The organism is Planctomycetota bacterium, from assembly GCA_016872555.1.
Lineage (GTDB): Bacteria > Planctomycetota > Planctomycetia > Pirellulales > UBA1268 > F1-20-MAGs016.
Window position 1 is genome coordinate 1 of record VGZO01000033.1, and the last position, 15,527, is coordinate 15,527.

14 protein-coding genes and 1 tRNA gene are annotated in these 15,527 nt (G+C 70.9%); 11 read left to right on the forward strand and 4 right to left on the reverse strand.

All coding sequences use genetic code 11. The annotated features are described in order from the left end of the window. Positions 1-667: 667 nt before the first annotated feature. Positions 668-754: transfer RNA gene (locus tag FJ309_11635), tRNA-Ser, on the reverse strand. A 220-nt stretch (positions 755-974) separates the two neighbouring features. Here FJ309_11635 and FJ309_11640 point away from each other — a divergent pair. Next, complete coding sequence (locus tag FJ309_11640) at positions 975-1,169, forward strand: hypothetical protein (GenBank protein ID MBM3955247.1); 195 nt, start codon at positions 975-977, stop codon at positions 1,167-1,169. Between the two features lie 25 nt (positions 1,170-1,194). Here FJ309_11640 and FJ309_11645 read toward each other — a convergent pair whose 3' ends face one another. The 3 genes from FJ309_11645 to dnaK all read right to left on the reverse strand — a co-directional run bounded on the left by FJ309_11645 (position 1,195) and on the right by dnaK (position 6,884). Further along, positions 1,195-2,160 (reverse strand): hypothetical protein, encoded by a 966-nt coding sequence (locus FJ309_11645; GenBank protein ID MBM3955248.1) that lies wholly within the window; start codon positions 2,158-2,160, stop codon positions 1,195-1,197. Between the two features lie 22 nt (positions 2,161-2,182). After that, positions 2,183-4,828, reverse strand: a complete 2,646-nt coding sequence (gene clpB, locus FJ309_11650; GenBank protein MBM3955249.1) for an ATP-dependent chaperone ClpB — start codon at positions 4,826-4,828, stop codon at positions 2,183-2,185. A 160-nt stretch (positions 4,829-4,988) separates the two neighbouring features. Beyond that, entirely contained in the window at positions 4,989-6,884 is a 1,896-nt protein-coding gene (gene dnaK, locus FJ309_11655) for a molecular chaperone DnaK (GenBank protein ID MBM3955250.1), read from the reverse strand. Between the two features lie 346 nt (positions 6,885-7,230). On the opposite strand from dnaK, the gene pheA reads away from it, so the two are divergent. The 10 genes from pheA to argJ all read left to right on the forward strand — a co-directional run bounded on the left by pheA (position 7,231) and on the right by argJ (position 15,466). Further along, complete coding sequence (gene pheA / locus FJ309_11660) at positions 7,231-8,382, forward strand: prephenate dehydratase (GenBank protein MBM3955251.1); 1,152 nt, start codon at positions 7,231-7,233, stop codon at positions 8,380-8,382. Positions 8,383-8,426: 44 nt separating this feature from the next. Further along, positions 8,427-9,197 (forward strand): triose-phosphate isomerase, encoded by a 771-nt coding sequence (locus tag FJ309_11665; protein ID MBM3955252.1) that lies wholly within the window; start codon positions 8,427-8,429, stop codon positions 9,195-9,197. 138 nt (positions 9,198-9,335) lie between these two features. Further along, the gene (gene secG / locus FJ309_11670) at positions 9,336-9,776 is read left to right on the forward strand and encodes a preprotein translocase subunit SecG (protein MBM3955253.1); all 441 of its coding nucleotides are present in this window, start codon (positions 9,336-9,338) and stop codon (positions 9,774-9,776) included. Between the two features lie 78 nt (positions 9,777-9,854). After that, on the forward strand, positions 9,855-10,736 hold the full coding sequence (locus FJ309_11675) for a YicC family protein (protein MBM3955254.1): 882 nt from the start codon (positions 9,855-9,857) through the stop codon (positions 10,734-10,736). Positions 10,737-10,784: 48 nt separating this feature from the next. Then, positions 10,785-11,486 carry a guanylate kinase gene (locus tag FJ309_11680; GenBank protein ID MBM3955255.1) on the forward strand — a complete coding sequence of 234 codons (702 nt, stop codon included), beginning with the start codon at positions 10,785-10,787 and terminating at the stop codon, positions 11,484-11,486. 62 nt (positions 11,487-11,548) lie between these two features. After that, a complete protein-coding gene (locus tag FJ309_11685; protein MBM3955256.1) occupies positions 11,549-11,809 on the forward strand; it encodes a DNA-directed RNA polymerase subunit omega in 261 nt (86 codons plus the stop codon). 42 nt (positions 11,810-11,851) lie between these two features. Continuing rightward, the gene (locus FJ309_11690; protein ID MBM3955257.1) at positions 11,852-12,463 is read left to right on the forward strand and encodes a phosphopantothenoylcysteine decarboxylase; all 612 of its coding nucleotides are present in this window, start codon (positions 11,852-11,854) and stop codon (positions 12,461-12,463) included. A gap of 14 nt (positions 12,464-12,477) precedes the next feature. Continuing rightward, positions 12,478-13,119, forward strand: coding sequence for a phosphopantothenoylcysteine decarboxylase (locus FJ309_11695; protein ID MBM3955258.1), 642 nt, complete (start codon positions 12,478-12,480; stop codon positions 13,117-13,119). 60 nt (positions 13,120-13,179) lie between these two features. Next, positions 13,180-14,199 (forward strand): N-acetyl-gamma-glutamyl-phosphate reductase, encoded by a 1,020-nt coding sequence (locus FJ309_11700; GenBank protein ID MBM3955259.1) that lies wholly within the window; start codon positions 13,180-13,182, stop codon positions 14,197-14,199. A 43-nt stretch (positions 14,200-14,242) separates the two neighbouring features. Next, positions 14,243-15,466 (forward strand): bifunctional glutamate N-acetyltransferase/amino-acid acetyltransferase ArgJ, encoded by a 1,224-nt coding sequence (argJ, locus tag FJ309_11705; protein MBM3955260.1) that lies wholly within the window; start codon positions 14,243-14,245, stop codon positions 15,464-15,466. Positions 15,467-15,527: the final 61 nt, after the last annotated feature.

Sequence of the window (15,527 nt, forward strand, 5' to 3'; positions counted from 1 at the left end):
CTGGTCGTGGGTTGGTTGGCGTTGGCCGTTGGGTTGAGTGCGGTGCTCGCTGCCGCGTTCAGCGCGTAGGGAGCTCGTACACAGCAGAGCCTCGTTCCCGTCGAGCGGGTCGGCTCGTTGAGACTCCCCGATACTCCCTCGAAAAACCCCGGGACAGCCGGGACAGCGACGCAAAGCCAAGTCCCTCAAGGAGAAGCGTTGAGGGGCGTCTTGGACAGCACGTGGACAGGGGCGGGACAGACCCCGGACGGTTCCCCCGGGAGGGTCTTGGTCAGCGAGGTTTGGGAACGCTCGAGGACCTTCCGCGGCTCACCCCGAGGCTGTCCAGGCGCTGTCCAGCAGGCGATTCGCCCGATCACCTTGAAGGGCTTCAGCTTGGAGCCCTGTCCCGCCTGTCCCGCACGATTTCGGGAGGGAATCTTGGGGAGGGGCAGGACTTCAGGGAGCGCGGGTTCTCGCCTCACTCGTTCCCGGTCTTCGGCGACTTGTTTCCGAGCAAGTCGTGACCTATTCCGGCCGGCCTCCCGAGCACCGGCGTACTTCTGGCCTTGCTGCCCTCTCTCGACAAGTCGTTGACAAGTCGCCATTCCCGAAGGGCTAGTTGGAGTGGAATGGCCCGAAGGGCGGAATGGGGCTCCGAGGCCGTAAAAGACGCTATTCCCGAAAGCGGATGGGGTGGGATTCGAACCCACGAGCGACTTTCGCCGCTGCCGGTTTTCAAGACCGGTGCATTCAACCGCTCTGCCACCCATCCATTCGACCGTCTCCCCGCCATCTCGACCACCGCCGACTCAGTACCGAGTCCATCGCGCGGCGACCGCCCGCGGAGCGGTGGAAAACGTCCAGAGCAGAAGTCTACGCGCCCCCCGGGAAGGCCGCACCAACGCAGTGGCTTTGACGGGCAGAGCCGGGTTTTTTAGAGTTTGGAGCCTGGCGGTCGCCCCGCCGCTTCCCCGTACACGCCGGAGACCACCATGGGCGGCATCAGCAATCGGATGAAGGAAGTCAAGCGGCGCCGGCACCGGAAGCAGAAGGTCGCGAAGTTCCGCACCAAGCTCAAGAAGGCCACGACGTCGGAAAAGCTGATGATGGCCGAAAAGCTTCGGAAGATGACCACCGGCTGCGAGGGAATCATCGCCGCGATGGGCCTCGAAGAGCGGAAGCGTTGAGCCGGGGCGCGACGCGCCGCCGCCGTCACGCCGACTCGTTCGCCGACTCGTTCGCCGACTCGTTCGCCGACTCGTTCGCCGACTCGTTCGCCGCGTGGACCGCGTTGCGTAGCGCCACCATCTCCCTGCCGATCGCCGACAGCGGTCCAGACGGCACGGCCGGTACCAGCCGCCACCATGGGATCAGCCGATCCAGGTCGGCCGCGATCGCCGCGAGCTCGGCGGCCGTCCAGCGGCGCGACAAGTCGAGCCGCGCGGTATCGACTCCCGGCGGCGGCGCCTCGCCGGCCGGCGACGTGCCGAGCTGGTGCGTCGGATCGTAGGGCACGTACTCGCGCCCCAGCCACGCCTGGAGCTCTCGGGCGACGCCCGCCGGATCGGCCGCGGCGGCGGCGAACGGGAGCAGCCATACCGTGTCGGCCGACTCTTGCGTCGCGTCGACGAGGCCGATCGTCGACAGCCGGATCGCCGCCGCTGCATCGGTGACCGTGTTGCCCAGCCGGAGCCACGAGCAGGTCACCTGGAGCGGATCGCGGAGGACCACGACCACCGGCGATCCCGGGGCGCGCCTGCGCACGTCGGCAAGGCACGCCATGTAACGCGGCGTCTTGTCGATCAGCGGCAGCTCCTTGCGCCGGATGTAGCACTCGTCGCGAAGCAGCCGATAGCCCTCCTCGAACGAGCCACACCGCCGGTAGCGGTCGAGAAAATCCGCCCGCAGTTGCCACGACTCGACAAGGTTCGCGCCGTACGGCTCGGGGATACCGTCGGCCGGATGCTCGGCGAGCAGCAGGCCCCCCTCGAAGGCGCTCCGCAGCCGGCCGGTGTTGCGGAGGAGATCCTTGACGAGTGTCGTGCCCCCCTTCTCGTAGCCGGCGACGATGCAGCCGAGCACGTCGCGCGGGATCGGACGATGCGCGGCCCGCGGCATGGCCGGGCCGTCGAGGGGGCTGTTCGGCTCCGCACCGTCGGTGGTCGTGCCGTCGCTCATCGGCGTCTCGCCACCACCGGGATCAGGAGACCGGCGTGAAGGTGAACTCGTCTTGGACGAAGTCGACCCGGACGTGGCTCCCCTCGGGAAACCGACCCGAGAGCAATTCGCGCGCGAGGGGGTTTTGCAACTGCTGCTGGATCACCCGCTTCAGCGGCCGCGCCCCGTAGACGGGATCGTAGCCGAGCCGGGCGATTTCGGCGATCGCCACCGGAGTGCACTCGAGCGCGATTCCCGCCCGGGCCGCCTGGGCCACGAGCCGCTTGACTTGAATCTCGACGATCCGCTCGATGTGACGCTCGTCGAGCGGATGGAAGACGATCGTCTCGTCGATCCGGTTGAGGAATTCGGGGAGGAACCGGGTCTGGAGGGCCTCCTTGACCGCCTGCCGGACCTCCTCCTGCGAGCCCCCCTCCTTCGTGATCTCCTGGATCACCTGACTGCCGATGTTGCTGGTCATGACCACGATCGTGTTGGTGAAGTCGACGGTGTGGCCGAGGCTGTCGGAAAGCCGGCCGTCGTCGAGCACCTGGAGCAGCACGTTGAACACGTCGCGGTGTGCCTTCTCGATCTCGTCGAGGAGGACGACCGAATACGGCCGGCGCCGGACCGCCTCGGTGAGGCGGCCCCCCTCCTCGTAGCCGACGTAGCCCGGCGGGGCGCCGATCAGCCGCGAGACGGTGTGCTTCTCCATGAACTCGCTCATGTCGAGGCGGACCATCGCGTTCTCGTCGTCGAACAGCACCTCTGCCAGCGCCTTGCACAGCTCCGTCTTCCCGACGCCCGTCGGCCCGAGGAAGATGAACGACCCGATCGGCCGGTTGGGATCCTGGAGGCCGGACCGGCTGCGCCGGACGGCGTCGCTGACCGCCTCGACCGCCTCGTCCTGGCCGACGACCCGCTGGTGGAGGCGATCCTCGAGGACGAGCAGCTTGGCACGCTCGCTCTCCACGAGGCGCGTCACCGGGATCCCGGTCCAGGCGCTGACTACCTCGGCGATCTCCTCGGGGCCGACCTCGCGGCGCAGAAGACGCTTGCCGGGCTGAGCCCCCTTCGGTCCCTTCGGTCCCTGCTCTTCCTCCTGCTCGGCCCGCGCCGCCAGGGCGCGGCGCTTCTGGTCGAGCTCGTAGAGAGTCTGGTAGAGCTCCTCGCCGACCGGCTGCCCTGAGGCCTGCCGCTCCTTGATCTGGACGCTCGCCTGCTCGAAGGCGAGCTCGGCGGCGTCGAGCTGCTGGCGCAGTTCCCCGGCGCTCCCCGCGCCGCTCTTCTCCGCCTCCCACTGCTCGCGAAGGCCGGCGAGCTTCGTCCGCAGCGTCGCCGACTCCTCCTCGATGTCGCGGAGGCGCTCCTTGGCGTGCTCCTCGGTCTCCTCGGCGAGCTGGCGGGCGGCGAGCTCGAGCTGCACGAGCCGGCGCTGGACCTCGTCGATCTCGCTCGGCACGCTCTGCAGCTCCATCGCGATCCGGCTGGTCGCCTCGTCCATGAGGTCGATCGCCTTGTCGGGGAGGAAGCGGTCGGCGATGTAGCGGTTGGAAAGCTCGGCTGCGGCGACGAGGGCCGAATCCTTGATCTTCACTCCCTTGTGATGGGCCTCGTAGCGCGGTTTGAGGCCGCGGAGGATCGCGATCGTGTCGTCGACGCTCGGCTCGCCGACCATCACCGGCTGGAAGCGGCGCTCGAGGGCCGCGTCTTTCTCGATGTGCTTGCGGTACTCGTCGAGCGTGGTGGCACCGATGCAGCGCAGCTCGCCGCGCGACAGCGCCGGCTTGAGGAGGTTGGCGGCGTCGGCGGCCCCCTCGGCGGCGCCGGCGCCGATCATCGTGTGGAGCTCGTCGATGAACAGGATCACGCCTCCGGCGGCGGCCTCGACCTCGCGGAGGATCGCCTTGAGCCGGTCCTCGAACTCGCCGCGGTATTTCGTGCCGGCGATCAGGGCGCCGAGATCGAGCGCGATGACGCGCTTGTTGCGCAGGCTCTCGGGCACGTCGGACTGCACGATCCGCAGCGCCAGCCCCTCGGCGATCGCCGTCTTGCCGACCCCCGGCTCGCCGATCAGCACGGGGTTGTTCTTCGTGCGCCGCGAGAGCACCTGGATCACGCGGCGGATCTCGGCGTCGCGGCCGATCACCGGATCGAGCTTGCCCTGGCTGGCGCGCTGGACGAGGTCGACGCCATATTTCTCCAGTGCCTGGAACTTCTCCTCCGGGCTCTGGTCGGTGACCCGGCTGCTGCCGCGCACGGCGCGGAGGCCGGCGAGGAGGTCTTTCTCGGCGACGCCGCCGAGCTGGAGGAGGTTCTTGGCTTTCGAGGGCGTCTTCGCGAGGGCGAGGAGGAGGTGATCGGTGGAGACGAACTCGTCCTTCATCGTCGCCGACTCGGCGACCGCCCCCTCGAAGACCTTCATCAGCTCCTGGTCGGGCTGCGGCTGGGCGCCGCCCGACACCTTGGGAAGGTGCGACAGCTCCGCCTCGACGATCCGCTCGAGGTGGCCACGGTCGACCCCGACCTTCTCGAGCAGCGGACGGACGATCCCCTCGCGCTCGCCGACGAGCGCCGCCAGGAGATGAACCGGCGTCGCCTGGGGATTGCCCCGGTCGGCCGCCACGTCGATGGCGCGCTGGACCGCTTCCTGGGCCTTGATCGTGAACTTGTCGAAGCGAACGGCCACTGGTCACCTCGTCTGGTTGAAAGTCATGGTGTGACGTCGTCGGCGCGTCCGGGCGCGAACGCGGGCAGGCCACCCGCCGCCCGCGGCACGTGCCGGCCGTGGCGACGGGCACCTGCCCGTGTCGGATGGATCGGCCCCGCCGGGGGCGCGGTGTCTGCCGTCAGGCGTCCTTTTTCACCTCGAACTCGGCATCGATCGTGTCGTCCTTCGGGCCCGGTGCCGGCTCGCCCTGGCCCCGGGCGGCGGTCGCCTCGTAGAGCACCTTCGAGAGGGCGTGGGCCGCCTGCTCGAGGGCGTCGTGGGCCGACGTGATCGCATCGACGTCGTCCCCCTTGGCCGCCTCGCGAGCCTTGGTCACCGCCGCCTCGAGCGGCGCCTTGTCGGCCGCCGAGAGCTTCGCGTCGTGTTCCTTGATCAGCTTCTCGGTCTGGAAGCAGAGCGCCTCGGCACGGTTGCGGGCCTCGGCGAGGCGCTGCTTCCGCTTGTCCTCCTCGGCGTGGACCTCGGCGTCCTTCCGCATCCGCTCGATCTCGGTCTCGTTGAGGCCGCTCGACTGCTCGATCTTGACCGACTGCTCCTTGTTGGTGCCGAGGTCCTTGGCGCTGACGGCGAGGATGCCGTTGGCGTCGATGTCGAACTTGACCTCGATCTGCGGCGTGCCGCGCGGCGCCGGGGGGATGCCCTCGAGGTTGAACTGGCCGAGGAGGCGGTTGTCGCGGGCCATCGGCCGCTCTCCCTGGAACACGCTCACCGTGACCGCCGTCTGGTTGTCGGCGGCGGTGCTGAACACCTGCTTTCGCTCGGTGGGGACGGTGGTGTTGCGCTCGACGAGCTTGGTGAACAGGCCCCCCTCGGTCTCGATGCCCAGGCTCAGCGGCGTGACGTCGAGGAGGAGCACGTCCTGGACATCGCCGCCGAGCACGCCCCCCTGGATCGCCGCGCCGAGGGCGACGACCTCGTCGGGATTGACGCCCTTGTGGGGCTCCTTGGAAAACAGCTTCTTGACCAGCTCCTGGACCTTCGGAATCCGCGTCGAACCGCCGACGAGGACGACCTCGTCGATGTCCTTGGGATCGAGCTTGGCGTCCTTGAGGGCCTGGATCACCGGCCCGCGGCACTTCTCCACGAGGTGGTCGCACATCTGCTCGAACTGGGCCCGCGAGATCGTGATCTGGAGGTGCTTCGGGCCGGTCGCGTCGGCGGTGATGAAGGGAAGGTTGATGTCGGTGCTCTGGGCGCTCGACAGCTCCTTCTTCGCCTTCTCGCAGGCTTCCTGGAGGCGCTGCAGGGCCATCGTGTCCTTGCGGAGGTCGATCCCCTGCTCACGCTTGAACTGGTCGGCGACGTGGTTGATCAGCGTCTGGTCGAAGTCGTCGCCGCCGAGGTGGGTGTCGCCGTTGGTGGCGATCACGCGGAACACGCCGTCGGCGACCTCGAGCACCGAGACGTCGAACGTCCCGCCGCCGAGATCGAACACCACGATCTTCTCCTGGGCCTTCTTGTCGAGGCCGTAGGCGAGCGCCGCGGCTGTCGGCTCGTTGATGATCCGCATCACCTCGAGGCCGGCGATCTGCCCGGCATCCTTGGTGGCCTGCCGCTGGGCGTCGTTGAAATAGGCCGGGACGGTGATCACCGCCTTGTTGACCTTGTGGCCGAGGTAGCTCTCGGCCGCCTCCTTGAGGCTGCGGAGAACCTTGGCGGAGATCTCCGGCGGGGTCATTTCCTTGTCGCCGGCGCGGACCTTGACGTAATCCTGCGGCCCGCCGACGACCTCGTACGGGACCATCTTCTCCTCGCCGGCCACCTCGTTGTGACGGCGGCCCATGAAGCGCTTGATCGAGTAGATCGTCCGCTTCGGGTTGGTCACCGCCTGGCGGCGGGCGACGTCGCCGACGAGTGTCTCACCCTTGTCGTTGAAGGCGACCACGCTCGGCGTGAGGCGATTGCCCGCCTTGTTGGCGATCACCTTCGGCTCCTTCCCCTCCATCACGGCGACCACCGAGTTGGTCGTGCCGAGGTCGATGCCGATGATCTTCTCGCCCTGCTTGGTCGCCATGAATGTGTCCCCGCTGGTGATCGGAACGGTCGAAGTGGGGCATGGCAGCCGCGGCGCGCCCGCCGACGGCAGCCACCCCATTGCCCGTCGGCCGGCCGCGATCGCCCCGGTCGGGCGAACGGCAGCCGGCTGACCCCTCATTTGGTGAGCAAAGCCCGTGCCGGCGGCTTTTGGCGGGCGTCGCTGCGGGGGAGCCGATGCCGCAGGGGTGAAACTTCGCGTTTTTCCGCACCCCGCTTTCCGACTACAGTTGGGGCTTGTCTGACGACGTACCCCCTGTCGTTCCCACGGCTGCCATTTTGGCCGGCGGGCGTCCCCTGGTTCCTTCCGTACCACCCTGACGCCGATGGCGAAGACGCCCCGCCCCGCCCCGCCACCGTCGCCGATCGCGCCGCCGACGGCGACCGCCGCAGCTGCCCCGCTGTCGGCCGATCTCGGCGAACTGCGCGGTGAGATCGACCGGATCGACCGGGCGCTCGTCGGACTGATGAACGAGCGCGCCCAGGTCGCGCGGCGGATCGGCCAACTCAAGAAGGCCTCCGGACAGCAGACCTACGACCCGTCGCGCGAGGAGACGGTCCTCGAACGCGTCGCCGGGCTCAACCCCGGGCCGTTGTCGGGGGCGAGCGTCAAGGCGGTGTTCCGCGAGCTGATCAGCGGGTCGCGCGCGATCGAGCAGCACCTCCGCGTCGCCCACCTCGGCCCGGCCTGGACCTACAGCCATCTCGCCGCCCTCCACCGCTTCGGCAACGCCGTCGAGTTCGTCCCCGTGGCGAGCATCTCGGCGGCCTTCGAGGAGGTGTTCGCCGGCCACTGCCACTACGGCGTCGTGCCGCTGGAAAACTCCACCGACGGCCGGATCGCCGACACGCTCGACAACTTCTTCCGCCACCCGGTGAAGATCTGCGCCGAGGTCCCGCTGCGGATCCACCACAACCTCCTCGCCGCCTGCGACCGGACGCAGATCCGCGAGGTCTACAGCCGGCCGCAGGCCCTGTCGCAGTGCCGCAACTGGCTGGCGCGGCATCTTCCCGAGGCGCGGCTCACCGAGGTCACCAGCACCGCCGTCGCCGCCGAGACCGCGGCGCGCACGCCCCATGCCGCCGCGATCGCCAGCCGGCAGAGCGCCGTCCACTACGGCCTCAACGTCCTCGCCGAGAACATCGAGGACGTCGCCGGCAACACGACACGGTTCGCGGTCATCGGCCACGCCGACGCGGCCCGCACCGGCCGCGACCGGACGGCGCTGATGTTCGAGATCGAGCACCGCCCCGGCGGCCTCGCCGACGCCCTGGCGATCCCCAAGCGCCAGAAGCTGAACCTCACCTGGATCGAGTCGTTTCCCTTACCGGGCGCCGAACGCGGCTACGTGTTTTTCGTCGAGCTCGAGGGGCACCGCGACGACCAGCCGGTGAAGCGTGCGATCCGGGCGCTCGAATCCCGCTGCAAGCGTGTCGTGATCCTCGGCTCCTACGCCGCCGCCGCCGCCGTCGGCTGATACGGCGCCCTCCCGCGCACCGTCCCCTGCTCCAGGAGATCCCCATGGCTGAACGCCGCCCGATCGTCGCCGGCAACTGGAAGATGAATCTCGACCGCGCCGCAGCCCGGGCGCTGGCCACCGCGGTGGCACGCGGCGCCGGTGACGTGCGGGGGGCCGAGATCGTCGTCTGCCCGCCGGCGGTGTATCTCGACTCGGTCGGCGCGAGCCTGGGGCAGGAAGGGGGCGGTGTCGGCCTCGGCGGCCAGAATGCGTGGGACAAGGCGAGCGGGGCGTTTACCGGCGAGGTCGCGCCGGCGATGCTCGTCGACCTCGGCTGCCGCTACGTGATCCTCGGCCACTCCGAGCGCCGCACGCTGTGCGGCGAGACCGACGCGGTCGTCAACGCCAAGCTCAAGGCGGCGCTCGCCGCGGGCCTGACGCCGATCGTGTGTGTCGGAGAGACACTGGCGGAGCGCGAGGCGGAGCGGACCGACGACGTCGTCGCCACCCAGATCCACGGGTCGCTCGCCGGCCTTGACGCGGCGGCGATCGCCCGCCTCGTGATCGCCTACGAGCCGGTGTGGGCGATCGGCACCGGGAAGGTCGCCACGCCGGAGCAGGCCCAGGCGGTCCATGCCCTGATCCGGAAGTTGCTCGCCACGCTGGCCGGGCCGGAGGTCGCCGCGGGGGTCCCGATCCAGTACGGCGGCAGCGTCAAGGCCGACAATGCTGCGGTCCTCGCCGCCCAGCCCGACATCGATGGAGCCCTCGTCGGCGGCGCGAGCCTCGACGCCCCCGGGTTCCTGGCGATCGCCCGGGCGTTTGCCGGGTAGCCGCGCCGCCGACTGCGGCCAACTGCCCCCACCGTGCACTGCGGTCGGCGCGGCGCGGTCGGCACCGTATGATCGTGAGCCCGCGGCCCACGGAAGCCGGTGGGAGCCCTGTCCTGGAGTGTTCCGATGTCGTCGCTGATCAACTTCTTCCTCGGCCTGATGCTGGTCCTGACGTCGCTGTTCCTGATCCTGCTGGTCCTCATCCAGCGCGGGCGCGGCGGCGGGCTGGCCGGGGCGTTCGGCGGCGCCGGTGGGCAGAGCGCCTTCGGAACCAAGGCCGGCGACGTGTTCACGAAGATCACCGTCGGCGTGGCGACGTTCTGGATCGTGCTCTGCATCCTCGCGCTCAACATCCTCGGCCGCCGGCAGTCGCTCATCAGCTCCAACCTCGGCGGAGCCGCACCGGCTGCCACGCAGGCGGCTCCGGCCGATGGCACACCGGCGGCAGCGCCCGGTGCCTCCCTCCCCGCCGCGCCGGCGGCCGGTGAGCCAGGGTCCGCCGCGCCGGCCGCGACTGCAGCCCCGGGTGGCGAGGCGGCTCCCGCCGCGGAAGCCCAGCCCGCCGCGCCGGCCCCATGATGCCCTGTTCGATGCCGTCGCACGGTGCCGCGTTCTCGGTCGTCACCGGCCCCTTCCCCGCCCCCTGAGCCGGTCACGATGCCGACGAGCATGACCGGATGCGGCGACGCGGTGGCCAGCGACGGCGGCAACACCTGCCGCATCGAAGTCCGGGTCGTCAACAACCGGTTCTTCAAGCTCGCCCTGCGGACGCGCGAAGGCTACGCCGCGCTCGAGGCGACGATCGAGGCGGAGGTCCGCAAGCGGATCCGCCGCGGCGCCGTGCAGGTGACGCTCGATCTCGATGGCCCGCAGGCGCTGGCCCGGCGGCGGCTCGACTGCGCCCAGTTGGCCGCCTACCTCGACGACCTCGAGCACTTCTGCAGCCAGCGCGACCTGCCCGTGCCGCGCGACGTCGGCGGGCTCCTGTCGCTGCCCGGGATCCTCGTCGAGGACTGGCCGGGGCAGGAGTCGCTCCAGACCCTGTGGCCACTCGTGTCGCGGGTGCTGGCTGCGGCTCTCGACAAGGTCGACGCCATGCGTCGCCGCGAGGGGGAAACGCTGGCCCGCGACCTCGAGGCCTGCTGCGCCGAGATCCGGGGGCTGGGAAACGGGATCGCCGGCCGGTCGGCGGCGCTCCTTGACGAGCACCGGCTGCGGCTCCGCGACCGGATCAGTCGGGCGGTCGCCGGCCTCGGCGTCACGATCGCCGACGGCGACCTGGCCCGCGAGATCGCCCTGCTGGCCGATCGCAGCGACATCGCCGAGGAGCTGGTCCGGCTCGACAGCCATCTCTCCCAGTTCGTCCGGCTGCTCGCCGACGAATCCCCCGGGCGGCAGCTCGATTTCCTCTCGCAGGAATTGGCCCGGGAGGCCAACACGATCGGGTCGAAATCGGCCGACGTCGCCGTCGCCCACGCCGTCGTCGAGATCAAGACCCGGGTCGAACGGCTCCGCGAACAGGTCCAGAATCTGGAGTGAACGGGGCCGGCGGTGGTCGGCCGCGACGCCGTGCTGTACAACGCAGCGATGGATCAGCCGAGCGCTGCACCGCATGGCCGTCTGGTGGTCATCTCCGGTCCGTCCGGGGTGGGCAAATCGACCCTCCTGCGGATGCTTCTCGAGCGCGCCTCGGCGCTCGTGCCGAGTGTCTCGGCCACGACCCGCCCCCCCCGAAAGGGCGAGAGCGACGGCGTCGATTACCACTTCCTCTCCGCGGAGGAGTTCGAGCGCCGGCGTCAGGCGGGGGAGTTCCTCGAGTGCTGCCGCGTCTACGGCCGGCAACACTGGTACGGGACGCTCGTCGACGAGGTCGTCCCCCGGCTGGCGGCCGGGGCGTGGGTCGTCCTCGAGATCGACGTCGAAGGTACACTGTCAATCGTCGATCGGTTTCCCGACGCGGTGACGATCTTCGTCGCCCCGCCGGAGCGGGCCGACCTCGAACGACGGCTCCAGCGCCGCGGGACGGAAACCCCCGAGGCCATGGCCCGCCGGCTCGAGGTGGCCCACCGGGAACTGGACCAGGCCGACCGCTACCGCCACCGCGTCGTCAACGACGAGTCGTCCCGGGCCGTCGACGAGATCATCGCCATCCTCGAAGACGCCGGCCTCCGCTCCCCGCATGCCGCTGCCAGCCTGACCTCCGCCGACCTGCCTGCCGCGACCGACGTCCGGCGTGCCCCGCCATCGTCGCGCCCCGCGTTCGACACCGCCCCCCGATCGTCTCCCTGACCCGTCACCAGCCGTTCGACGTGCTCGACGCCGACTGGATCCCGTTTGGATGGAGTGCACCCATGATCGATGACCTGCGCGAGGAAGAGATCGTCAACAAGGTCGGCGGGCGGTTCAAACTGTCGACGCTGATCCAGAAGCGCCTCGTGGCGCTCAACGCCGGGGGCCGGCCGCTGGTCGACATCGACAGCGACGACAAGATGCAGATCGTCATCGAGGAGATCAAACAGGACAAGATCTACCTCGACACGTCGTCCAACCTCCGGATCACCGGAGAGTCGCCCGAGGCCGGCGGACCGCTCGACTTCACCGCCGAGCTGTGACCGAAGGGACTTCCCCGGCCCCGCCCTGACGCACCGACGCCCATGGCTCAATCACCGGACTCCGACCCGGCGTGCGGCACGGCGGCCGGCGCCCACCTGGCGGGGCGGGAGATCATCGTCGGCGTGGCGGGGGGCATCGCGGCCTACAAGGCGGCGGTCCTCACCAGCCAGCTCGTCCAGGCCGGAGCCGGTGTCACGGCGGTGCTCACGCCGGCGGCGCGGCGATTCGTCGGCACGGCGACCTTCGCGGCGCTCACCGGCCGCCCGGTGGCGACGCGCGTCTTCGACCCGCAGCGCTTTCCGCTCGGCGCCCACATCGAACTGGCCGAGCGGGCCGATGCGGTCGTGGTCGCCCCCGCCTCGGCCGACCTTTTGGCGCGGATGGCCGCCGGGATCGCCGACGACCTGCTCGCGACGCTGCTGCTGTGCGCCGAGTGCCCGGTGCTCGTCGCCCCGGCGATGAACGCCGCGATGTGGGCCAAGCCGGCGGTGCAGCGGAACGTCGGGCGCGTCGCGGCCGACGGGGCCGTCGTCGTGCCGCCGGGTGTCGGCTGGCTGTCGTGCCGCAAGCAGGGGGCGGGGCGGATGGCGGAGCCCACCGAGATCGCCGCCGCCCTGGCGGCGGCCCTCGCGGGCCGACCGCGCCGTCCCTGACCGGCGAGGCGACGATGGCCCGCGTGCTGATCACCTCCGGCCCGACCCGCGCCTACCTCGACGACGTCCGCTTCCTCACCAACGCCTCGAGCGGACGGATGGGGGCCGCCGTCGCCGCCGCGGCGCTCGCCGCCGGCCATCGCGTCACCGTCGTCTCCGGCCCGGTATCCGTCCGCTATCCGGCCGCGGCACGGGTCGTGCGGGTCACGACCACCGCCGAGATGCTCGCTGCGGGGCTCGAGGCCCTCCCCGACGTCGACGGCGTGATCGCGGTCGCGGCACCCTGCGACTTCCAGCCGGTCGAGCGGCAGCCGGGGAAGATCCCGCGCTCGGGCGCCGGCCTCTCCGTCGCACTCGAGCCGACCGTCGACGTCGTCGCCACGCTGGCCACGCGCGCCGCGGCCGGGCAGTGGTTCGTGGCCTTCGCGCTCGAGGTCGGCGCCGACCCGCGGCGCGCGGTGGCGAAGGTCGTCGCCAAACGCTGCGACCTGATCGTCTGCAACGACCTGCCGGCGCTCGAGGCGGCGCGGACCGCCGTCGCCGTCTACGACAGGACCGGCGCGTGCCTCGGGCGGCGCCAGGGGGCCAAGGCGACGGTCGCCCGCTGGCTGGTGGCGCTCGTCGGCGAACGGCTCGGCGCCGGCCGGCGGCGCTGACGACCGGGAGCGAAAGGGGGTATAGTCTCACTCCCTTTTCCCCAGCCCGCGGTGCGCACGATGGCCAGCCCCGTTCCCGTCGCGATCCTCGGAGCCACCGGCTACACGGCCCTCGAGCTGATCAAACTCCTCCTCCGCCACCCCCACGCGCGGATCGTGGCCGTCACCAGCCGCCAGGAGGGGAAGCCGCCGATCGCCAGCGTCCACCCCTCCCTCGTCGGCAGGCTCGACCTGGCGCTCGAGGACCTCGACCCCGAAGCGGTCGCCGCCCGTGCCGCCTGCGTGTTCAGCTGCCTGCCCCACGCGGCCAGCGCCGAGGTCGTGGCGCGGGTCGTCGCCGCCGGGGCGCGGGTCGTCGATTTCAGCGCCGACTACCGTCTCGACGACGAACCCACCTACCGCGAGTGGTACGGCCACACCCATCCCGACCCCACGCGCCTCGGCACGACCGTCTACGGCCTGCCCGAACTGTTTCGTGCGGCGATCCCGGCGGCGCCGCTCGTGGCCAACCCGGGGTGCTACGCGACGGCGGCGATCGTCCCCCTCGCGGCGCTCCTCGCCAGCGGCAGGTTCCACGACGACGACATCATCGTCGACGCCAAGAGCGGCGTCAGCGGTGCCGGGCGGTCGCCGAAGCTGACGACGCACTTCCCCGAGTGCAACGAGAGCCTGTCGGCCTACAACGTCGGCCGGCACCGCCACACGCCGGAGATGGAGCAGGTCGTCGCCCGCCACACCGGCCGGCGGCCGGAGCTGATCTTCACGCCGCAACTGGCGCCGATGGACCGGGGGATCCTGGCCACGATCTACCTCAAGCCACGGGGGCCGATCACCGAGGCGGAAGCGTTCGCGATCCTCCGCGACGCCTACCGGGGCGAGCCGTTCATCCGCGTCGTCGACCACCTCCCCGCCACGAAAGACTGCGTCGGCACCAATTGCTGCGACGTCACGGTTCGCGTCGTCCGCGGCCGGGTGCTGGTGATCAGCTGCCTCGACAACCTCGTCAAGGGGGCCAGCGGCGCCGCCGTGCAGAACTTCAACTGCATGTTCGGCTTCCCCGAGACGACGGCGCTGGAGTGAGCCGGCGGCGATTTCCCTCCCCTTTCCGCGACGGGCCCCTGCCATGGCGATCACCGAAACGGCGGTCAAGCTCCCGATTCCGCGCGTGCCCCGCGGCTACCGGATGGCCGGCGTCCACGCCGGGCTGAAGCGCAATCCGACGCGCGAGGACGTGGCGCTGGTCGTGTCCGACCGGCCGGCGACCGCGGCCGGCGTCTACACCACCAACCTCGTCCACGCGGCGCCGGTCGCGTTCGACCGGGCGCGGACACCCGGCACCGGGTTTCGCGCGATCGCCGTCAATTCCGGCAACGCCAACGCCTGCACCGGCACCCGCGGCCTCGACGACGCGCGGCGGATGGCGGCCGCGGCGGCGGCGCGGATCGGCGTCGACGAGGCGGGAGTCCTCGTGCTCTCGACCGGGATCATCGGCGAGTTCCTCCCCCTGGCGAAGATCACCGCCGGGATCGACGCCGTCGCCGAGCGCCTCGGCAGCGATGCCGAGGCGGCGGTGACGGCCGCCCGCGGGATGCTGACGACCGACACACGGCCGAAGTTCGCCGGCGCGACGTTCACCGCCGACGGCGTCGAGCAGACGCTGTTCGGCATGGCCAAGGGGGCGGCGATGATCGGACCGCGGCTGGCGACGATGCTCGGCGTCGTCCTCACCGACGCGGCCCTCGCCCCGGCCGACGCCCAGCGGCTCCTCGCGGCCGCCGCCGAGGTGACGTTCAACTGCGTCAGCGTCGACGGCCACACCAGCACCAACGACACCGTCCTCCTCCTCGCCAACGGCGCCGCCGGTGCGCCGCCGCTGGCCGGCGCCGCGCTCGAGGCGTTCGGCGGGGCGCTCGAGGGGGCCTGTGCGACGCTCGCCCGGGAGATCGCCGACGACGGCGAGGGGGCGACGCACGTCCTCCGGGTCGAGGTCCGTGGCTGCACCAGCCGCGACGACGCGCGGCGGATCGCACGGACCGTGGCCGACAGCCCGCTGGTGAAGACGGCGATCCACGGCGCCGACCCCAACTGGGGGCGGATCGTCTCGGCGGCGGGCTATTCCGGCGTCGTGTTCGATCCCGGACGGCTCACGCTCCACCTCAACGGCACGCTGCTGTTCCGCGACGGGGCACCGGTGCCGTTCGACGGAGCAGCGGTGTCGGCGGCGATCCGTGCAGCGCGCGAGACGCTCATCGAGCTCGACCTCGACGACGGTCCCGGTGCCATCCGCTTCTACTCCAGCGACCTGACGGCGGAGTACGTCCACCTCAATGCCGACTACCACACCTGACGGGTGCGCCGGCTGTTTCCGAGGGGGGAAAGGGCGTCGCCGGCGGACTGGCGGCTCCGGC